12 protein-coding genes are annotated in these 20,236 nt (G+C 73.8%); 5 read left to right on the top strand and 7 right to left on the bottom strand.

Going from position 1 to position 20,236, the window contains the following annotated elements:
* The first annotated feature begins 2 nt into the window (after nucleotides 1-2).
* A complete protein-coding gene (locus tag ACFYPN_RS32780) occupies nucleotides 3-950 on the top strand; it encodes an aldo/keto reductase (RefSeq protein ID WP_389303448.1) in 948 nt (315 codons plus the stop codon).
* 9 nt (nucleotides 951-959) lie between these two features.
* Here ACFYPN_RS32780 and ACFYPN_RS32775 read toward each other — a convergent pair whose 3' ends face one another.
* From ACFYPN_RS32775 to ACFYPN_RS32760, 4 genes are all read right to left on the bottom strand, one after another.
* The gene (locus ACFYPN_RS32775) at nucleotides 960-2,555 is read right to left on the bottom strand and encodes a PrsW family glutamic-type intramembrane protease (RefSeq protein WP_389303445.1); all 1,596 of its coding nucleotides are present in this window, start codon (nucleotides 2,553-2,555) and stop codon (nucleotides 960-962) included.
* A gap of 117 nt (nucleotides 2,556-2,672) precedes the next feature.
* Nucleotides 2,673-3,629, bottom strand: coding sequence for a tRNA (guanosine(46)-N7)-methyltransferase TrmB (gene trmB / locus ACFYPN_RS32770; RefSeq protein ID WP_389303442.1), 957 nt, complete (start codon nucleotides 3,627-3,629; stop codon nucleotides 2,673-2,675).
* Nucleotides 3,622-4,992, bottom strand: coding sequence for an FAD-dependent oxidoreductase (locus ACFYPN_RS32765; protein WP_389303439.1), 1,371 nt, complete (start codon nucleotides 4,990-4,992; stop codon nucleotides 3,622-3,624). Before ACFYPN_RS32765 ends, trmB begins: the two co-directional genes overlap by 8 nt.
* Nucleotides 4,993-5,135: 143 nt before the next feature.
* Nucleotides 5,136-6,677 carry a sporulation protein gene (locus tag ACFYPN_RS32760; protein ID WP_389303436.1) on the bottom strand — a complete coding sequence of 514 codons (1,542 nt, stop codon included), beginning with the start codon at nucleotides 6,675-6,677 and terminating at the stop codon, nucleotides 5,136-5,138.
* 1,262 nt (nucleotides 6,678-7,939) lie between these two features.
* On the opposite strand from ACFYPN_RS32760, the gene ACFYPN_RS32755 reads away from it, so the two are divergent.
* Nucleotides 7,940-10,090: an asparagine synthase-related protein gene (locus ACFYPN_RS32755; RefSeq protein ID WP_358765497.1), complete on the top strand. Its 2,151-nt coding sequence runs from the start codon at nucleotides 7,940-7,942 to the stop codon at nucleotides 10,088-10,090.
* Nucleotides 10,091-10,275: 185 nt separating this feature from the next.
* On the opposite strand, the gene ACFYPN_RS32750 is transcribed toward ACFYPN_RS32755, so the two are convergent.
* Nucleotides 10,276-12,459, bottom strand: coding sequence for a sigma-70 family RNA polymerase sigma factor (locus tag ACFYPN_RS32750; RefSeq protein WP_389303433.1), 2,184 nt, complete (start codon nucleotides 12,457-12,459; stop codon nucleotides 10,276-10,278).
* 335 nt (nucleotides 12,460-12,794) lie between these two features.
* Nucleotides 12,795-13,730, bottom strand: coding sequence for a TetR/AcrR family transcriptional regulator (locus ACFYPN_RS32745; protein WP_389303430.1), 936 nt, complete (start codon nucleotides 13,728-13,730; stop codon nucleotides 12,795-12,797).
* Between the two features lie 341 nt (nucleotides 13,731-14,071).
* Between ACFYPN_RS32745 and ACFYPN_RS32740 the strand changes: the two genes are divergently transcribed.
* Both ACFYPN_RS32740 and ACFYPN_RS32735 read left to right on the top strand, forming a co-directional pair.
* Complete coding sequence (locus ACFYPN_RS32740) at nucleotides 14,072-15,520, top strand: NAD(P)/FAD-dependent oxidoreductase (RefSeq protein ID WP_389303427.1); 1,449 nt, start codon at nucleotides 14,072-14,074, stop codon at nucleotides 15,518-15,520.
* Between the two features lie 593 nt (nucleotides 15,521-16,113).
* On the top strand, nucleotides 16,114-17,832 hold the full coding sequence (locus ACFYPN_RS32735) for a SpoIIE family protein phosphatase (protein ID WP_389303425.1): 1,719 nt from the start codon (nucleotides 16,114-16,116) through the stop codon (nucleotides 17,830-17,832).
* A 23-nt stretch (nucleotides 17,833-17,855) separates the two neighbouring features.
* Here ACFYPN_RS32735 and ACFYPN_RS32730 read toward each other — a convergent pair whose 3' ends face one another.
* The gene (locus ACFYPN_RS32730; RefSeq protein ID WP_358765513.1) at nucleotides 17,856-19,172 is read right to left on the bottom strand and encodes an MFS transporter; all 1,317 of its coding nucleotides are present in this window, start codon (nucleotides 19,170-19,172) and stop codon (nucleotides 17,856-17,858) included.
* A 156-nt stretch (nucleotides 19,173-19,328) separates the two neighbouring features.
* On the opposite strand from ACFYPN_RS32730, the gene ACFYPN_RS32725 reads away from it, so the two are divergent.
* Complete coding sequence (locus tag ACFYPN_RS32725; RefSeq protein WP_358765489.1) at nucleotides 19,329-19,883, top strand: MarR family transcriptional regulator; 555 nt, start codon at nucleotides 19,329-19,331, stop codon at nucleotides 19,881-19,883.
* The last annotated feature ends 353 nt before the right edge of the window (nucleotides 19,884-20,236 follow it).

Here is a 20,236-nt window from a genome sequence, read left to right as displayed (position 1 = left end):
TCATGGCTACTTCCCTTCGCAAGCTCGGAACGTCCGGCCTCGAGGTCTTCCCGCTCGCTCTCGGCGGCAACGTCTTCGGCTGGACCGCCGACGAGGCGCACTCCTTCGCGGTGCTGGACGCCTACGCCGCGGCCGGCGGCAACTTCGTCGACACCGCCGACTCGTACTCGGCCTGGGCCCCCGGAAACCAGGGCGGCGAGTCGGAGACGCTGATCGGCAAGTGGCTCAAGGCCCGCGGCAACCGCGCGGACGTCGTCGTCGCCACCAAGGTCGGTGCCCACCCCCAGTACCGGGGACTCGCCCCCCACACGATCAAGGGCGCGGTGGAGGAGTCCCTGCGGCGGCTCGACACCGACCACATCGACCTCTACTACACGCACTTCGACGACGAGAGCGTCCCGGTGGAGGAGATCGTCACCGCCCTCGACCACCTGGTGAAGGAGGGCAAGGTCCGCGAGATCGGCGCCTCCAACATCAGCCCCGAGCGCCTGCGCGCCTCGCTCGCGTTCTCCGAGCGCGAGGGGCTGGCCCGGTACGTCGCCCTCCAGCCGCACTACAACCTGGTCTCCCGCGACACCTACGAGGGCGCCGCGCAGGACCTCGCCGCCGAGACCGGTCTGGGCGCGGTCCCGTACTACGCGCTGGCCTCGGGCTTCCTCACCGGCAAGTACCGGCCCGGTACGCAGGTGGAGAGCGCCCGCGCCGAGAAGGCCGGGGCGCACCTGGAGTCCGAGCGGGGGCGGAAGGTGCTGGGCGCGCTCGACGCCGTCGCCGAGGCGCGGGGAGCCGAGATCGCCACCGTCGCCCTGGCCTGGCTCGCTTCCCGGACCACGGTCGCGGCGCCGATCGCCTCGGCCCGTACGCCGGAACAGCTCCCGGCACTGCTCGCGGTCGCCGACCTCACGCTGACCGATGAGGAACTGAACCGTCTGACGGAAGCCTCCGCCTGAGCGACGGCCTTATTGCGGGGGTTGCAGATAGGGGTTGTGGCCGCCGTACCGGCGGTGCGGGGGCGGCTGCTGGGGTTCCGCTGGGAGGGCCTGCTGCCCGGCGCCCCCGGGGGGCACCGTGCCCTGTCCGTACGGAGTCGGGGGCGAGGCCCCCTGCGCGCCCGTTGCCGCGGGCCAGGGCTGCTGCCGCGGCGGGTACGGCGACGGGGGCGCGTACCCCCGGGCGTGGGCACCGTGTGCGGCGTGGGCGCCGGGGCCGTACGGACGGGGCACCGGGCGGCGGACTGCCGGGCGGAACACACTGCGGGCCGCGTGGCTCAGCGCGGGGGCCGCGACGTCTCTGCGCTCCCAGAGGTGGTGCAGCAGCTCCTGCTCGCGCGCCGCGAAGTCGCCGCCCACCACGCCGCGCCGGGCGTCCCGCCGCAGCGCGGCCAGCGAGGTCGCGAACGACTCGTACTCCGCGACGGCCCGGGCCGCCGCCCGGCCCCGGGACCGGTCCGACGTCCCGTGCCAGTGCCGCGCGAGGTCCCGGGCCATGCCCCGGGCGCGCATCGAGGCGAGCGCGAGCGGTTCGGCCGGGGTGAGCCAGCCGGCCATCGCGTACGCCGGGAACTCCGCCGCGAGCGTCCGCAGTTCCCGTCCGCGTGACCAGATCGCCAGCCAGGTCAGCAGCCCGAACGCGGGCATCATGGCGGCGCCGTAGACCAGATAGAAGCCGTACGGTCCCCAAGTGGCCGAGCTGTTCCACAAGGCGTGCATGCCCATCGCGAGCAACAGCCCGAGCAGCGGGAGCGCGATCCGGCCCACCCGTCGTCGGCGGCCCCCGGCACGGCTCGCGGCGGCGAGGCCGAATCCGATGCCGGTGAGCGCCGTGAAGACCGGGTGCGCGAAGGGCGACAGGACGATCCGCACGAAGAAGGTGCCGACCGTCAGTGACACGATCCCCACCGTCCCCAGCTGTCGGTCCTCGCCGAAGGCGTTGCCGAGGTAGAGGATGTTCTCGCTGAACGCGAAGCCGGTCGCGGTGAATCCCGCCGCCACGATGCCGTCGACGATCCCGTTGAACTCCCGTCTGCGGAACAGGAAGAGCATCAGCACGGCGGCGCCCTTGGCGCTCTCCTCGACGATCGGCGCGACGACCGTGGCCCCCAGGGTGTCGGCGCCGGCGGGGTCCGCCGAGAGGTTCGCGATCCAGTACGTCGCGAAGGAGTTCGCGACGATCGCGACCAGCGCCGCCGCGCACGAACCCCAGGCGAAGGCGAAGAGGAGATTCCGCCAGGGCGCCGGTTCGACCCGGTCCAGCCAGCGGAACGCGGCCATCAGCAGCGGCACCGGCAGCACCGCGAGCCCGAGGCCGACGAGGAACCCCTCGGTGCCGGTCTCCTCGCGTACGAGCGCCAGGATGAGCAGTCCGCAGATGGCCAGCGTGACGATCACCGCGCCCGCGCGGAACGCCCTGCTGCGCCACACCAGCCCCACCCGGCGCGGGTGGTAGCGCCAGTGGGCGCGCTCCGGGACGGCGCCCAGGATCTCGCCGAGCCGTTGCTCCTCGAGCACGGGGACGGCGGGCTGGTCATGTCGGTGCTGCTCGGACCCGGCGGACATGTCCCGACCCTAACGAGGGGGACCGACAACTGACCAGGCGGTTCCCGCGCGATCCCGCCGTGACCCCGTCGCCGGGGCCGCGCCGGTCCGTCGGGGCCTCCCCCGACGGACCGGTCGTCAGATCCTGGTGAAGAGCAGGTCGTGGACGACGTGGCCCTTGTCCAGGCCCTGCCCCTCGAACCGGGTCAGCGGCCGGAAGGCGGGACGCGGTGCGTAGCCGCCGTCCGCCCGGGTGTTCTCGAAGCGGGGGTGCGCGGTGAGCACCTCCAGCATCTGCTCCGCGTACGGCTCCCAGTCGGTCGCGCAGTGGATCACCGCACCCGGCTTCATGCGGCCCGACACGAGGTCCAGGAAGTCCGGCTGGATCAGACGGCGCTTGTGGTGGCGACTCTTGGGCCAGGGGTCGGGGAAGTACACCCGGAGGCCGTCCAGCGACTCCGGCTCCAGCATCTCGCGGAGCAGGATGATCGCGTCGCCGTTGGCGACCCGCACGTTGGCCGAGCCGGCCTGTTCGGCGAGGCGCAGGAGGTTTCCCTGGCCGGGGGTGTGGACGTCGACGGCGAGGATGCCCGTGGCCGGGTCGTCCGCTGCCATCTGCGCGGTCGCCTCACCCATGCCGAAACCGATCTCCAGCACGACCGGCAGACCGTCGAACATCTGGCCGAGGTCCAGGATGCGCAGGCCGTCGATGTCGAAGCCCCACTGCGGCCAGAGGCGTTCGAGCGCCTCCTGCTGGCCCAGCGTGACCCGGCTGCGGCGCGGCTGGAAACTACGGATGCGGCGCTCGTGGTGGGAACCGGCCGGGTCGGCGGCGGGACCGCCCGGGAAGCGCGGCTCCTGCCGCAGCCGGCGCTGCCGGTCGAAGGAGGCGGCCCGGCGGGCGGCGGCGTCGGCGGCGTCGGCGTCGGCGTCCACCGTGTCCACCGCGTCAGGGGCGGCCGTCGGACCCGGCTGGTCCGGTGACTGCCCGTCGGCCTCCTCGGGGCTGCTCGCGGCGATGTTCATGGCGGGGGCCTCGGCGGTCCCGGTGTGCGCGCCGGGCTCCGTGCTGGGGTTCAGGGGCTGCTCAGACACAATGCCCCGATTCTACGGCGGGCGGCCTCCACCCCGCCCCCTGTGCCAGGGCCAGCGCCCGCCGGGCGATCTCCCGCCCCACCGGCAGCGCCGTGGCGAGCGCGGCGTCCGCCGGGACGTGGAGCACGTGCACGGTGTGCGGGGCCTCACGGATCAGGAAGTCCTCGACCGGGGTGCCGTCGCCGTGCACCGCCTGGGACCGCACCACGGCGTGCGCCGGGCGGAGGTCGTCCTCGGTCACGTCGGGCAGCAACCGCCGGAGGGCGGCCGTGACCACCGCCCCGGTCGACCCGGCCCGTCCCGCCCGCTCCGGGCCCCCGGCCCGTCCGGCCCACTCGTCCGGCGCGAGCCGTCCGTGCGGCCCGGTCCGCTCCGGCGGCAGGGCCGCACCCGCCCGGACCAGGCGCGCCCCGTCCCCTACGTACCCCTCCTGCCGGCGGCCGGTCCGCCAGGAGGCGGGCCGGGTCAGCGCGGAGAGCAGACCGCCGGGGTGGACCACCGGCCTGGCCCGTCCGGGGGCCGTCGCGCCGACCGGGCCCACGTGGACCGTCCCGTCGAAGGACCGGACGAGGCCCCGGATCAGCTGAGCCCCGAGGAACGGGTGCCCGGTGTCCGGCACCGGGTGGACCACCCCGCGGACCAGCTCCGGCCTGCGCAGCTCGTAGTAGGTGTCCCGGACGGGTACGACGCGGACCCCGGGCTCGTCGCCCGCGAGCCGCGCCACCCGGTCGCTCTGCGGGCCCGCGGTGTTGACCAGGACCCGGGCACGGACCACCGTGCCGTCCGCCGTACGGGCCGCAACGCCCCAGGGACGCCGGTCCACGGCGGTCACCCGTGCCGCGCACCGTACGACCGAGCCGGCGGCGGTGACCTCGCGTGCGAGCGCGGCGAGAACCCCGGTCGCGTCGCAGACCCCGGTGGTGGAGACCCGGATCGCTGCCTGCCCGCGCACCAGGGGCTCGTACTCCGCGATCTGCGCCGGACCCAGTTCGCGCACCGGCAGCCCGTGCTCCCGGCCGCGCTGCGCGAGGGCGTGCAGCCGGGGGAGTTCGGAACGGTCCGTCGCCACGATCAGCTTGCCGGCGACGGTGTGGGCGATGCCGTGGCGCGCGCAGAAATCGGTCATCTCGCCGCCGCCGCGCGCGGCGAACCGGGCCGTGAGGGAACTCCGGCGGTGGTGGACACCGCTGTGGATCAGCCCGCCACCCGGCCCCGCCAGGTGGTCGGCGGGGTTCCGCGCCTCCTCAAGGACCGTGACGCGCGTACCCGGCGCCGCGCGCGTGAGCGCGTACGCCGTCGACAGACCGACGATCCCGCCGCCGATCACCAGCACGTCGCAGTCGTACTCCGCGTGCGTCCTCATCACGCCACCTCCCACCCCGATAGTGCACTGACCCGCTGACAACCGGATCAAACCCCGGACGGGGCGGGGACGTGGCGCGTGTTCGGGCGCGCGGGCCCGTGGGACGGCGTGAAGGTTCCTCGGCGGGTGCGCCAGGGGGGCCGTCAGGCGGGTGCCACCAGCAGCGGTCGGGCCCGCTCGCGCAGCTCGGCGACGCGTGGCTCGTCCCCGTACGGTTCGAGGCGGTGCAGCAGGTCGCGGACGTACTCGGTGGTCCGGGCGGAGGAGATCCGCCCCGCGACCTCCACCGCGCGGGTGCCGGCCGCACACGCGGCGTCGAGGTTGCCCGACTCCAGCTCGGCGACGGCGGAGACGACCAGCCGCAGACCGTGCGAGCGGACGAACTCCTCGGTGGGTTTCGACAGCGCTAGCTCGGTGAACCTGCGCACCTGGCGGGGCGCCTTGAGGTCGCGGTAGCACTCCGCGGCGTCGGCGGCGAACCGGTCGTACGAGTAGAAGCCGAGCCACGGGGGATCGGCGTCCCCCGGCCGCGACCGCTCCAGCCAGCTCTCCGCGCCCCGGAGCGCGGCCCCGGCCGCCGGGGCGTCCCCCGCCTTGGCGTGGGCGCGCGCTTCCACCAGCCGGAAGAAGCTCATCGTCCGGGCCGTCGCGAGGCCCCGGTTGCGTTCGACCGCAGCCTGCGCGAGGTCGACCCCCTCGTCGGCGAATCCCCGGTAGGTCGCCTGGAGCGACATCGAGGCCAGGACGTACCCGCCGAGCGGGACGTCGGCGGCGGCCCGGGCGAGCCGCAGGGCCTGGATGTAGTAGCGCTGGGCGGCCTCCTGCTGACCGGTGTCGAAGGCCATCCACCCGGCAAGCCGGGTCAGTTCGGCCGAGGCACCGAAGAGCGCACGGCCCACCTCGTCGCTGTACGAACCGAGCAGGAGGGGCGCGGCGTCGACGCGTAAGCACTCCGGGACCATCGACGAACGCCAGTCCCCGCCGCCGTACTTGGAGTCCCAGCGGCGCGCGTCCTGGGCGGCCTCGCGCAGTTTGGCGACGTCACTGTGGCCGACCCTGAGCGGCGAGGCATCGGCCACGGACTCCGGTCCCGGCTGCACGGGGACCGTCCCGTGGCCGACCGGCAGGACGAGGCCGCCCTGCGCCGGGCCCGCCTGCGCCGGGCGTACCGCTCCCGGGCCCGCGAGGAGCGCCGTCCGCGCGGCCGTGGAGTCCCGGGCGACCGACGGGTCGGCGGGGGTTATCAGCCAGCGTGAGGCGGGCGTCGCGTAGGCGCTGACGGAGAAGGATCCCGCCAGCGACTGCCAGATGCCGTTGCCGCCGCGCCGACCGGCGAGGTCGAGGCGGTACAGCTCCGTGGCGGAGCGCACTGCCTCCGCCACGTCGCGCGGGAAGGCGAGGCCCACCTCCGGCGCCGGGTCGGCGTCGGCGAGACCGATCTCGTGCAGCGGGACTGGCCGGCCCAGCTTGGCCCCGATCGCCGCCGCGATGAGATGCGGTGCAGCGCCCTGCGGCACCATGCCCTTGGCGACCCAACGGGCCACCGAGGTCTTGTCGTAGCGAAGTGTCAGCCCGCGCTGTGCTCCGAGGTCGTTGACCCGCCGGGCGAGCCCGGCGTTGCTGATTCCCGCGAGGGCGAGAACCGTGCCGAGCTTCTCGTTCGGCCCGCGTTGCTCCCTGGACATGCGCCACCCCTCGACACACAGACAGCCGCCGCGTCACCGGGGGCGGCGCGCGGCATTCGTACCGTGTTCTCCTCGCGGCGGACGCTCGTGGCCGGGCGCACACGCAGGTGGCCGAGCCCCGAGGAATATGCCGCCGTGCTGAGACCATCGGTAAACCCAGCGTAGTTCTCCGCATCCCTACCGTTAAGGGGCATGGGGTCGGATGGCGGGATTGTGGTCGGTGCCGGACATCGTGCGGGGGTCGCCCGGGGGTCGGTCAGGGGTCGGTCAGGGGTCGGCGGGGGCGGCGAAAGGTGTCCGATGTGCCCCGGCCGTGTGGCCGTGCGCCCGGCCGTGCGCTCTCGTCGGGGCAGGCGTCGAAGCGCTTCCATGGAGCACGCGTGGGTCGGCCCGCCGCACTGGACTCGGCGGGCTGGGGGACACTGCCGCCCCATTCCCCGCGGGCGGCGGACCGGCCCGGGAGGTGCGCGCCATCTCCCGGGCCGAGCGCCTGACGGGACCCGGCGGGGCGGTCGGCGGGGCGTGACACATGCGTGGACCGTCGGGGGGGCGTGCGCCCGGCTCGCGTACGGAGCCGGCTCGCGGAGCGGCGGACCAAGGGCGCGGCCGCGGGGTGGCGCCGCCGGGGTGCCGCTGTCGCGCCGTCGAAGAATGGCCGGATGTCGACGGTTGCTGATTCGTTGGAAACCCCCGCGAGAGCGCTCCTCCGGTGGCTGGAATACATCTGATGGGACGTCGGGTGCTGCGTCGAGCGGCGTGACCGGGTGGGCATCTGATGGGGTCTGATGGGCGTCCGACGGGCGTGTGATGCGCTGCTGATGTCGTGGCGGCTGGCGGCCCCGGCGCTCCGGCCGTGGGCCTCCGGGGCGCGGATTGGCCCGTGTGGGGAGGCGTGCGCGGGCACGCGGAGGAACGACGGGGCTTGCGGTGGCGCGGCCGGGGGCCTGTGGAGGGGCGCGGAGGGCGCGAAAGGGATCCCCGGGGTGAGAGGCGGTGGCGGCGCGGGTGCTCCGCCGGGCGCGCGCGGTCGCGAGGCGCCCTCGGCGGTTGTGGCGGGGGCGGGGCGGCCCAACAAGCGGAAGGCGCAGTTCCGTTGAGTGGGGCTCCTCCGGACCGGCCGTCCGGCTCATGCCAGGGGCGCATGCTCTTCCGGCGTGCGCCGCGCGTACCCCCTCCCGGCCGCCGCAGTCGTGGCAGCATGTCCCGCAGCGGCGCTCCGACGGACCATGTGCGCCGCCAGTCCACGGCCTGTGGAGGCGGCGATGCGTTGGTTGGTGGGGTGGAGCAGTATCGCCGCGAGCTTCGGCACGGTGGGTGCGGTCGGCGCGGGCGGCGAGGGGCGTGCGGTCCATCCGGTGGGTTCCCAACTCCTGTGGGGCGACCCCGATCCGCTGTGGGCGGTCGGTGACTGGCGCCCCGACGAGATCCGGCTCATCGACGCCGCGACCACGGTCGGCGCGCCCACCACCCGGCTCGCGGTCCTCGGCTGCTGCGGGGCGACCGACGAACAACTCCGCGTCGGACTCCTCTCGGCGCGCGGCGGCGCCCTGCGCCATCTCACGGCCTGGCCGGGCAGCTACACGGTCGTGGTGCAGATAGGACGGCGCGTCACCGTCGCCGGTGACCTCGCCGGAGCCCGCCCCGTCTTCCACACCCCCTGGGCAGGCGGTACCGCGTACGCCACCGCCGCACTGCCGCTCGCCGACCTGATCGAGGCCCAGCTCGACATCGGCCACCTGGCTGCCCTGCTGGCCTGCCCCGACACCCCGGAAGCCCTGGGCGACGGGACGCCGTACGAGGGCGTGAAGCGCATCCCGCCCGGTCACGCGCTCATCCTCCGCGAAGGTTCCCGCGAGATCACCGGCTACGAACCCGTCGCCTCCCTCGCCGTGGCCGCCCCGCAGGCCGACCCGGTGCACGCGGTGGAGGGCGTACGGGACGCCCTCGTCGAAGCCGTACGCGCCCGGCTCACCGCGCCGCGCCACGCCCCGGAAGCGGGGCCGCAGGACCCCGGGCCGGTCCCGGGAATGGGGCCCGCCGACCGTCGTGCGGCCCGTGGCCGGGGGCCCGTCCCCGGCATCGGGGCCGACCTCTCCGGCGGCAGCGCCTCCGCGACCCTGGCCCTGCTCGCCGCCGGTCTGCCCGGTCTCCCCGGTACGGTCCTCGGCCACGGCACCGGCGCGGGGGAGCGGCTCCTCGCCGTCACCTTCAACGACCTCACCACCCGCGGCGACGAGGACGAACTCGCCCGCGCCCGCACCATCGCCGCCAACCCGCGCCTGCACCACGTGGTGGTCCCCGCGGGCGAGGAGGCCCTCCCCTACGCGGACCTTTCGGTGGAGAACGGGGTGATCACCGACGAGCCGGCGCCCTCCCTGATCGTCGCCGAACGCCACCGCCGCCGCCTCGCCGCCGGCAGCGCCGACCACCTGGTCGGGTACGGCGCCCGGCAGGTGCTCGACGCCCACCCGGCCCGCCTGGCCGACCTCCTCATGGACCGCCGCCGACGGGATCTGGTGAAACCCGTCGCGGCGCTCACCCGCGCCGAAGGCGCCACCGCACACTCGATGTTCGTACCGCTCGCGGTCTACCGCGCCGCCCGGCGACTGGCCCGCACCTCCTACCGCACCGGCCTGGAGACGGCCGCCGGACTGCTGCCCGAAGCCAACCGGTACCCCGCCGGGCCCGACCGCCCCGACGGCCCGGCACGCGACAGCACCCCCGCCGACGCCTCACTGGCCGCCCTCACCTGGTCCAGGCCGGGCCCCGCCGCGCGCTGGCTCACCGGGGAGGCACTCGCCCAGGTGGCTGTCCGGCTCCAGGAGGCGGCACTCCGCCCCACCACGGCGCAGCGACCGGGCCAGGCCCGGGCGGGTGCGGCCCTCGCCCGGACCGCCGCCGGACACCGCATCCTGGAGCAGGCCGCCGACATCCGCAGCCAACGGCTGCACGCGCCCTTCCTCGACAACCAGGTCGTACGCGCGGCCCGAGCCCTGCCGGAGTCGCTCCGGGTACAGCCGGGGGCGCGCGCCGCGATTCTGCGCCGGGTCCTGTCGGGTGCCGGCATCCATGAACTGCCCGTCGGTTGGGGTGCCCCCTCGCTGGCCCGGTCGACGGAGGCGAACCGCACCGGACTCCGCCTGGCGCTCCCCGAGTTGCTGGATCTGTTCGACGCGCCGCTGCTCGCCGACGCCGGCCTGATCGAGGCCCGCGTGGTCCGCAAGGCGCTGCGCGCGGCCGCGGACGGGGAACCGCTGCCGCTCGACGGGCTCGCGGACCTCGCCTCCACGGAGCTCTGGCTCCGCCGCCTGATGGGCCGCCGGGGCACCTGCTGGACCGGCACGGCGGCGCCGCGCAGCCGAGCCGTCGCCGGGGGCGTCCTCCCTGTCGCCCGCCGCTCGCTCCAGGCGTAGCGGCAGAGCGCGCGGGGGACGCGCCGAGGGTGGTGGGGATGCGCTGAGTGCGGGGACGCTCTGAGTGCGGGGACGCGCTGAGTGTGGTGGGGGCGCGCTGAGTGTGGGGACGCGCTGAGTGTGGTGGGGGCGCGCGGGACTCACGTGCGGCCGGCTGAGGGCGCGGCGGCCGCACGGGCTTGCCCCTACACGCAGGTGAACCGGGAATCGGCCCAGTCGGCCGTCGTCGCCCCACCGAACGCCCCCGCAGGCTCGACGACGAGGCGCACCGTCGTCTGCCCCTCCAGCGGAACGCTCACCGGTACGGCGGGGGAGCCCGCCCGCACGATCCCCGAGGTCCACAGCACTCCGCCGCTGCCGCCGACCACGGAGAATCGCACCGCGCCCAGACCCAGGGCCAGATCATCGATGCCGGCCATCGCCTCGTAACGCGCGCAGCGCCCGCCCAGCCTGACGGCCACCGACGAACGGCCGCTCACCGTCACGCCGTGCGCGTACGAGGTGGAAGCGATCGACAGGCGTCGGCGCTGCCAGATCGGGCTGCTCCCGGCGAGCTGCACCGTGGGCCCGGACCCGTCGTCCAGGAGGTCGTAGCGCAGTTCACTGAACCGGTAGATCGAGGAGGCGGGAGGCGTCGGCGCGGGCTCTTCGGCAGGCGGGGGTGTGGGTGCCGGCGCGGGAGACGTCCCGGCGGGCGGGGCCGAGGGCGCGGGCGGAGCGGGGGGCGCGGGTGCGGCCGGGGCGGTGGGCTCCGGCACGGACGGTTTCGACGCTGCCGGTTTCGACGCGGACGGCTTCGGTACGGGCGGGGAGGGCGACGCCCGCGGTGCGGCGGGCGGGGACGGTTCCGGCGGGAGGGGCGGCGACGGTACGGGGGGCGGCGGAGCCGGCGGTTCGGGCGCGGGCGCGGCGGACGGGATCACGGCCGCCGCCACCGGGGGCCTGGCCACCGGTGGCCGGTCGTCGCCGGCCAGCGCCCATACGAGTCCGGCAGCTGCGGCCACCGCCACCGCAGCCGCGATCCCCACCTTGACGGGGGCGCCCACTCCCTCCGCGGCGCCGCCGCCGGCCGCCGACCCACCGCCGGACCCGCCCGCCGCGGTGCCGCCCGCAGAAGCCGCACCCGTGGCCGTGCCGGTGGCTGAGCCGGCGCTGCTTCCGGTCGCGGCGGCTGCCGCCCCGGCCCCGGCCACACCCAGCGTGCCGCCCGCGACGACTCCCGCCGCCTTGAGCGAGTACGTGGCGGCGAACCAGCCGATGACCGCGATCGGCAGCAGCGCGGGAATGCCCGCGTTGACCTGCTGCAACTCCCCAGCCGCCACACGGCACTTGGCGCATTCGTCCAGGTGATTGCGGAGTCCGCGCTCCGCCCGCATCCGCAACCCGCCCCGGGCGTACGCACCGAGCCGGTCGGCGTACCGCGCGCAGTCACCACCCGCCACGAGGGCCTGGCTGACGTGTGCCTGGAGGTATGCCTGCTTCAGACCCTCGCGCGCTCTTCCCGCGAGCACCGCCGTGGCGTTGGCGGACAGCCCGAAGAGCGGGGCGATCTCGCTCGGCGACTCCTCCTCCACGGTGGTGTGCCAGAGCACGGCCTGCCAGCGTTCCGGCAGACTGCGGAACGCCTGCAGGGCCATGGACTGTTCGGCCTCGTGCATCGCGCGGACGTCCGCGCCGAGGTCGAGGGTGTCGTCGTCGGACAGCTCGGAGGTACGTGTCGCCCCGGCGGCGAACGCCGCGAAGTCGTCGACCAGATGCTCGCGCTTCGCGCTCTTCGTCCAGGCGGCGGCAACATGCCGGACCGCGGTCATCAGATAGGCGCGGACGGCCTCTTCGGGCCCTTTTCCGCCGCGTACCGCCTGAAGGGTCCGGGTGAACACCTCGGCCGTCAGGTCCTCCGCGGTGTGTGCGTCCCGGCAGCAGGAGCGCGCATAGCGTCGGACGGCTCCGGAGTGACGCCTGAACAGCTCTTCGTACGCACGATCGTCACCGGACCGCATGCCCTTGATCAACTCGGCGTCCGACACGGTGAGGCCGGTCGTGGCCGCCCGTCCCGTGCGCTGCGGGGGCACGGACCAGGGTCCCGGCAGCACCGTGCCCCCGCCACCGACCGCCGGAGCCTCCGGACCGGGTTCCCGGGGGCCCGGGATGCCTTGCGCCGCCCCTGCCGCTCGTGCTCCGGAGGCTTCCGGTCCGTGTCCACCGTCAGGCGAGTCGGTCCCGGGCGCCGCGGTGCCGGAGAGGCTGTCCGCGCCACTCTGCGGAGGCACCTGTGCACGGCGGCGGGGGACCGTCCTCTTCCCGTTCCCGGAGGCGCCCCCGGTCGAGACGCCGTCGAGCGGCTCTTCCCGTGTGCCGTCACCGCTCATCGCGGAGCCCCCGTACCTGCCGTGAACCCGATTCCGGGCCACACTGCCACAAGGCCCGTGCGCTGCGAGCCGGTTCAGCACCACGTTCCACTCGTCCGGGGTGCCTGATCGAATGAGAGCGCGAGAGGTCATCCGAACGGGGACTCTTCCGGTCGACTGCCGTCAGCCGACCGGATGTCGGTCGACGGCAGCCGACGTCGACCGAACGACCGTGTGACTACCGACTACCGACTACCGACTGCCGGCAACGCGGCCGCCCCACCGCTCGCCCGCGCCTTCATGAGCTCACGCCACCACGCCCCTCACGCCACCATGAGCTCACGCCACCACGCCCCTCACGCGGCGGGGCGCGAACGCAGTCCCTCCAGCAGGATGTCCAGCAGCCGTGCCGACGCGGCGGTCTGCTGGGCCGAGTCCGGGAGCGAAGGCGCGGAGGTGGCGATCACCAACAGCACGTCGGCCACCGTCACATCGGCGCGCAGCTCGCCGGATTCCCTGGCGCGCTCGACGAGTCGCCCCACCACCTCGAGCAACTCGCGCGTGCCCGAGCCCTCCTCGCCCTCGAGTGCGTCCGCCGGCTGCGGGGCCTGGCGGAGGTCCGTCGGGGCCGCGCTCTGCCGCTGCTGCGGGACTCGTGTGGCGTCCACGCCGTCGCCGGCGGTGCGGAGGGCCTCTTCGCGCGTCGGGTCCCCCTTCGAGGAAGCCTCGACGCGCAGCACCTGCGGCGGCAGCAGCCTGCCCGCACCGGACGCCACCGACGTGCGGAGGAAGCGGGAGAGCGCGGACCACGCCTCGTCCTCCTGGCCGAGCGCGGCGCGCGCCTGCTCCGTCAGCCGAGCCGTCTCGGCCTCGGCTATTCGACGCACCAGTACGTCCTTGCTGGGGAACCGGCGGTAGACGGTCCCCACACCGACGCGTGCCCGCCGGGCCACGTCCTCCATCGGAGCGCCGTACCCCAGCTCACCGAATACCTCCCGCGCCGCGCGCAGAACGTGCTCCAGATTCCGCTGCGCGTCCACGCGCAGCGGTGCCGAACGAGCGGGCGCCCCCGTGGCGGAGCCGACCGCCGGAGCGACCACCGATCCCGCGGTCGGCATGACGGCCGAACCGTTCGACGTGATGATCCCCGCTGTCCTGCCCGAGCCCGTGCCCGCTCCACCGATCGGGCGCGACGCCTCGACCACGGCGAGCGCTCCCGGCGCGTTCAGCCGCGCGACGGCCTCGGTGGAGGACGGGACGGCAATCTGCCCGTGCGAATCCTGAATGTGCATGACTTCCCCCGGTTATGACGTCTCCCCCCGGAGACTTCCCCACCATGTGAACCGGAGAGGGAGTGGCGAACTGCCCCATCCCCCACCCCGATCGGCTACGAACATAGTTGAGCGGGGGGCAATTCAGAAGGGGCAGTTCCGCACGGAGCGCCCCTCGATCGGAGCAAGGACCCGTTGATTCCTGTTTCCGCCCATGCGCGCGCCCCCTTCCTCCCCGTCTGACCTGCGGGGCTACCCCGACATTCCTGACGGGTAGTGATCCCGCACGCCGGAGCTTCCCGGTCACACAATTTGCAGGGCCTGTGGACAAACTCGCGACTCCGTTGCGTCATGGGGTGGTGATGGCTCCAGAATCCCGGGGAACGGCCCCCGGCAGCAGGCCGAGTGTGCGCATTCTCGTCGTCGGCGGAGGCTACGTCGGGATGTACACGGCGCTGCGCCTCCAGAGGAAGCTGAAGAGCGGGCTGAAGAGCGGCGAGGTCGAGATCCTGGTCGTCACGCCCGACCCCTACATGACGTACCAGCCGTTCCTCCCCGAAGCGGCGGCCGGCTCGATCTCGCCCCGGCACGTCGTCGTTCCGCTCCGCCGGGTCCTCGGCCTGTGCCGTGTCGTCGTCGGCGAGGTCCACCGCATCGACCACGTGAGCCGGACCGCCACGGTGAGCACCCTCGCCACGGGTGGGCCCGGCGAGGGGGCGGAGGAGATGCCGTACGACGAATTGGTCCTCGCTCCCGGGTCCGTCGCGCGGACCCTCCCCGTCCCGGGACTCGCCGAGTTCGGGATCGGATTCCGGACGGTGGAGGAGGCCATCAAGCTGCGCAACCACGTCATCGAGCAGATGGACATCGCCTCGGCCACCCGCGACCCCGCCCTCCGCGACGCGGCTCTCACCTTCGTCTTCGTCGGCGGCGGGTACGCAGGCGTGGAAGCACTCGCCGAACTGGAGGACATGGCCCGCTACGCCGCGCGGTTCTACCACAACATCCGGGCCGACGACCTGAGATGGGTCCTCGTCGAGGCGACCGGGCGCATCCTCCCTGAGGTCGGTGAGGGCATGGGTACGTACGCCGTGCGGGAGTTGCGCGGACGCAATGTCGACGTACGCCTCGACACCCGGCTGGACTCCTGCGAGGACCGCGTCGCCGTACTGAGCGACGGTTCCCGTTTCCCGACCCGCACGCTCGTCTGGACGGCCGGGGTGAGGCCCGCGCCGCTCATCGCCCACACCGGATTCCCGGTGACCGGGCGGGGCAGGCTGCGCTGCACCGCCGACCTCCGGATCTCCGGCACCCGGCACGCCTGGGCGGCGGGCGACGCGGCAGCCGTGCCCGATCTGACGGCCCCGGAACCGGGCACCGCGACCGCGCCCAATGCCCAGCACGCCGTCCGCCAGGCGAAGGTCCTGGCGGGCAACGTCGTCGCCGCTCTCGAAGGGCGTCCGCTCACCGAGTACCGGCACGCGTACGCCGGTTCGGTGGCCTCCCTCGGTCTGCACAAGGGAGTCGCCCACGTCTTCGGACGGAGGCTGAAGGGCTATCCCGCCTGGCTCACGCACCGGGCCTACCACCTCAGCCGCGTGCCGACGTTCAACCGGAAGGCGCGCGTCCTCGCCGAATGGATCCTGGCCGGGCTCTTCACCCGCGAGATCGTCTCCTTGGGCTCGCTGGAGCACCCCCGCGCCGAGTTCGAGCTGGCGGCCGGGGGCACCGGCCCCCATCGAACCCCGCCTCCCCGCCGGCCTCCCGGTACCCGCGACGAGTCCCCCGAGCCGAAGGAGCCGCCGGGCTGACCGCCCCGTCCGCCGTTCGGGGCCGTCCGCTGCCGTCCGCCGTCCGCGTCACGCTTCCGGGGAGACACGAGATCCTGTCGTACCGATGTCGTACCGACGCCCTGCCGCCGCCGTACGAGCCCGACCCCGCCGTCCCGCTCCGCCCCCGAAGTCCCGGGGCGGGCACCTGCGCCGCCGTGTCCAAAACCTCCGGAACCTCCAGACATACGGACGCGCCCGGGTTCCGTACCGACGGCCGAATGACGACTGTCAGTACGCTCCGTCACAATGGACGTGTGACCATAGGTACGTCCGCATCTGCACAGAGTGACCCGGTCGACCGCGATCCGAGGTGACCGCCGAGGTGACCCGGCTGCCGTCGGCCCGGTCACCGGCGGACAGCGACGTCGCACCGACAGCACGACAAGGCCTGCCGCGATTACCGGGCCGCGCCCCTCCCCCGCCCCGGCGAAGGACGCGGAAGCCGGCGCGGCGGACGCGGACGGAGCACCGCACGGCGAGCGGACGAAGGGGCGGACGCGGAGCCACGACGCAGCAGATGCACAGAAGCAGCCAGCCCGAGCGGACCAGACCGACACACGAGGCAGAAAAACGTGAACTTCACGCGCTGGAGCGCCCGTCTTCCCGGAACGCAGCGTCGCGCCGCCGCCCGGGACGACCGCGGTTCCGTCCCCGCTGCCCGTGCCGAGTACGCACACACGGAGTCCCCCGCCGCGCCGCCGGACGCCACCGGCCGGCGGACACCCGACGAACCGGCCGCCGCCCCGCCTGTGTCCGACGGCGCGTCCGGCACGGTTCCGGTCCTCGACGACCTGCCCGCCCACGAGATCCTCGCCCGACTCCCCGCGCCCGTGGCGCTGTTCCACGGCCCCGACCACCGGGTCGCGTACGTCAACGCCGCCTACGAGACGGCCTTCGGTCCCCGCGCGTGCGGAGCGCCCGCCGCCGAGGCCATGCCGGAACTGGCCGAACTGAGCGTGCTGCCCCTGATGGACCAGGTCCTGCGCAGCGGCACCCCGCGTACGGTCAAGTCGCGCCGGACCCTCGGTGGCGGCTCGTACACCGTGACCTGCACTCCCGTCGCCCCGTGGGACACCGGCACCGACGGCGGGACCCGGAGCGAGGGCGGTGTGCTGGTGCACGCCGCCGACGTCACCGACCACGCCGAGGCGGCCGAACGGCTCCGCACCAGCGAACGCCGCCACCGCGAGATGGCCGTCACCCTCCAGCGCTCGCTGCTCCCGCAGGAGCTGGAACAGCCGGACGACCTGCGGATCGCCGCCACCTACCAGCCCGGTGGCACGGACGCGGCGGTCGGCGGCGACTGGTACGACGTCATCACCCTGGGCGCCGGCCGCACCGCCCTCGTCATCGGCGACGTGATGGGCCGCGGGGTCCGTGCCGCCGCCGTCATGGGCCAGCTGCGCACCGCGGTGCGCGCGTACGCCCGCCTCGACCTGCCCCCGCACGAGGTGCTCCAGCTGCTCGACGGCCTGGCCGCCGAGATCGACGCCACCCAGATCGCCACCTGCGTCTACGCGGTTCACGACCCGAACGAGGGTCACCTCGTCTTCGCCTCGGCCGGACACCTGCCGATCCTGGTGTGCGACGAGGACGGAGCGGTGCGCGTCGCCGCGGACCCGACCGGTCCGCCGCTCGGTACCGGCGGCTGGATTCATACCTCCGGCACGATCGCGCTGCCGCCCGGGTCGACCGCCGTCCTCTACACGGACGGCCTGGTGGAGCGCCGCAGCGAGGACATCGACGAGGGCGTGGCCGCGCTCGGCCGGGCGCTGTCCGGTGCGAAGGGCTCGCCGCAGGTCGTCTGCGACCGCCTGATCCGCTCCCTCGGAGTGACCGCCGAGCACGACGACGACGTGGCGGTCCTGGTGGTCCAGCACCCTGCGCGCAAGGGCGCGGACGCGGAGCTGTTCCACAACGCCTCGCTCGACCTGCTCGGCGGTGTGGAGGCGGCGCCGCGGGCCCGCGCGTTCGCCACCGGGGTGCTGACCTCCTGGCGCTTCCCGGACGAGCTGCGCGACCGCGGGGTGCTCGCCGCGAGCGAGCTGGTCGCCAACTCGCTCCAGCACGGCACCCCACCCACGCGCCTGGGACTCCGGCGCACCGACCGACGCCTGATCATCGAGGTGACGGACGGGGACGACCATCTGCCGCGCCGCCGGAGGGCGGAGCCCGGGGACGAGTCGGGGCGCGGCATCGCGATCGTCGCGGCAGTCGCCACGTCCTGGGGCAGCCGCCGCACTCCGGGCGGCGGCAAGGCGGTGTGGTGCGAGTTCGCTCTGCCCCGCTGACACGGGGCGCGGACCCGCGGTCCTCAGACGGTCGGCGCGGGCACGGGGACGGGGCGTGCCGCCTCCGGCACCGACACCGCGACCACCCGTGAGGGCACGGCGGCGAGTGAAGGCTGGTCCTGCACGGGGGTGAGCTGCCGGCCCAGCCGCAGCGCCAGCACCGTGATCCCCAGCGACACCAGGACGAACGTCACGATGTACGGGGCGTGCAGCGAGGCCCCCATCGGACCGCCGACCGCGGGCCCGAGTGCCAGCGCGAACTGCTTGCACAGGGCGAACACCGAGTTGTACTGCCCGACCATCGACTCGGGCGCCAGGTCGGCGACGAGCGGCGCGACAGTCGGCGACAGCATCGACTCGCCGAGCCCGAAGAGGGCGTACGTCGAGATCATGGCGGCCGTCGCCATCGTCTGGCTGCCGTGCCCGAGGCCCGCGTAACCGGCCACGACCCAGGCGAGGGCCCAGATCAGGCCGACGCCGGCGATCACCCGGCTGCGCTTGCGCCGCTCCACCAGCCGCAGCACGACGAACTGCGCGACGACGATGGCGGCGGTGTTGGCGGCCAGCGCCAGTCCCAGCGTGGACGGATCGATGCCGGCGGCCTCGGTGCCGTAGGCCACGAGCCCGGACTCGAACTGTCCGTAGCAGGCGAAGAACACCACGAAGCCCAGGACGCAGAGCTGGACCATGGCCCGGTGCGAGAGCATCGCCCGCAGTCCGCCCTGCCCGGCCTTGCCTGCCGCCGCGGTGCGGACCCCGTCGACGGAGCGCGGCACGGCACGCGTGTGGGGCAGCCGGACGGTGCTCACGACGGCGCCGAGCACCAGGAACATCACCGCCTCGACCACGAAGAGCAGGGTGAACGTTCCGGGCCGGTCGGTGTCGACGATCTGTCCGCCGACCAGACCCCCGATGCCCATGCCCAGGTTCTGCAGGAAGAACTGCATGGCGAAGGCGCGCGTACGGGTCGTGCTGGTGGAGGAGCGCACGAGCAGGGTGGCGAGCGCCGGCTGCATCACCGCGGTGCCCGCACCGAGCACGGCGGCCGACAGCACCGCCGTCGTCACGTCGCCCGCGAAGCCGAGCCACGCCACACCGATCGAGGCCACGACCGAGGCGCCGATGACCACCGGCAGCGGACCACGCCGGTCGATGACCCGCCCCGTGAACGGCAGGACGACCAGTGCTGCCATGGCGAAGACCGCCAGCACGACTCCGGCCGTACCGGCGCCCAGACCGCGTACCTGCGCCACGTAGACATACAGATACGGAACGGTGAATCCGGTGCCGAACGCGCTCAGCGCGCTGCCCAGCTGAATCCGCCGCAGCGCTGCGCCCATCTCCCTGGTCACACTCACCTACCCCAACGATCACGGGGCAGCACAGTGCGCCCCCGAACTTCATAGACCCGAAGACTTTAACACTAAAGTTAGAACTTCAACAATCAACCTCGAAGGACTTCGAACGCCGAGGACTTACGTGTGATACTGCCTGCCATGTCCGAAACCACCGAGCTGGGTCCCGACGAACCGAGCCTCGACGAGCAGATCGCGGCCTACCAGCGCGAGTACAGCGACCTGGACCCGCAGGTGGAGCAGGTCGTATCGGCCCTGGGGCGGCTCAACCGCCGGATGAACGTCGCATACGGCAGACAACTCGTGGCCCTGGGCATCAGCAACGCCGAGTGGGAGGTCCTGAAGACCCTCGTCCTCGTCGGCAGCCCCTACCGCCTCGGCCCCGGTGAGCTCGCGAAGCGCCTCGGGCTCACCCCCGCGGCCATGACGCACCGCATCGACCGCATGGCGGCAGAAGGGCTCGTCACCCGCGACCGGGACGAGAACAACCGGGTGCGCGTCATCGTGGAGGTGACCGACGAGGGTCGCGCGAAATGGCTGGAGGCGATGCGCATGGCGACCGTCTTCGAGGAGGACGTCCTCCAGGACCTCTCCGGCGACGAACGCGGAGTCCTCAGTGAAATGCTGTTCCGGCTACTGCGCCGGGTGGAGGAGGCCCAGCCGGACGCGGACGGCCGACTCACCGACCTCTCCTGAGAGGTCCCCGGCCGACTCCCGCTCCGAGCTCCGAAGGCACCACCAGCCCGGGTTGACACCGCGCTCCGTGATCCGTAAAGTTCTCCGAGTTGTCACGGAGCCGGATGGTTCCGGGGCAGCCGATCCCGCCGCGCACCGCGGCAAACAAACTCTGTACGAACCCCCACTCGGGATAATTTCGGCATGCCGGAATTCATTTCGAAGGCTCGATTATGAGCCACCGGGGAGAACCGCTAGGGTTTGAACGTCGGAACGGCCCAACGGCCCGGATGACAAGCCCGCTGACTGGGAATCAGGCCCGAAAGGATCTGATAGAGTCGGACTCGCCGGAAAGGGAAACGCGAAAGCGAAGA

The organism is Streptomyces sp. NPDC005576 (assembly GCF_042871745.1).
Classification (GTDB): Bacteria; Actinomycetota; Actinomycetes; order Streptomycetales; family Streptomycetaceae; genus Streptomyces.
This window is presented reverse-complemented; position numbering and strand designations above follow the sequence as displayed.

Coding starts and splice junctions, on each gene's coding strand:
- ACFYPN_RS32780 (WP_389303448.1), top strand. CDS start 3: ATGGCTACTTCCCTTCGCAAGCTCGGAACGTCCGGCCTCGAGGTCTTC.
- ACFYPN_RS32775 (WP_389303445.1), bottom strand. CDS start 2,555: ATGTCCGCCGGGTCCGAGCAGCACCGACATGACCAGCCCGCCGTCCCC.
- ACFYPN_RS32765 (WP_389303439.1), bottom strand. CDS start 4,992: ATGAGGACGCACGCGGAGTACGACTGCGACGTGCTGGTGATCGGCGGC.
- ACFYPN_RS32760 (WP_389303436.1), bottom strand. CDS start 6,677: ATGTCCAGGGAGCAACGCGGGCCGAACGAGAAGCTCGGCACGGTTCTC.
- ACFYPN_RS32755 (WP_358765497.1), top strand. CDS start 7,940: ATGCGTTGGTTGGTGGGGTGGAGCAGTATCGCCGCGAGCTTCGGCACG.
- ACFYPN_RS32750 (WP_389303433.1), bottom strand. CDS start 12,459: ATGAGCGGTGACGGCACACGGGAAGAGCCGCTCGACGGCGTCTCGACC.
- ACFYPN_RS32745 (WP_389303430.1), bottom strand. CDS start 13,730: ATGCACATTCAGGATTCGCACGGGCAGATTGCCGTCCCGTCCTCCACC.
- ACFYPN_RS32740 (WP_389303427.1), top strand. CDS start 14,072: ATGGCTCCAGAATCCCGGGGAACGGCCCCCGGCAGCAGGCCGAGTGTG.
- ACFYPN_RS32730 (WP_358765513.1), bottom strand. CDS start 19,172: ATGGGCGCAGCGCTGCGGCGGATTCAGCTGGGCAGCGCGCTGAGCGCG.
- ACFYPN_RS32725 (WP_358765489.1), top strand. CDS start 19,329: ATGTCCGAAACCACCGAGCTGGGTCCCGACGAACCGAGCCTCGACGAG.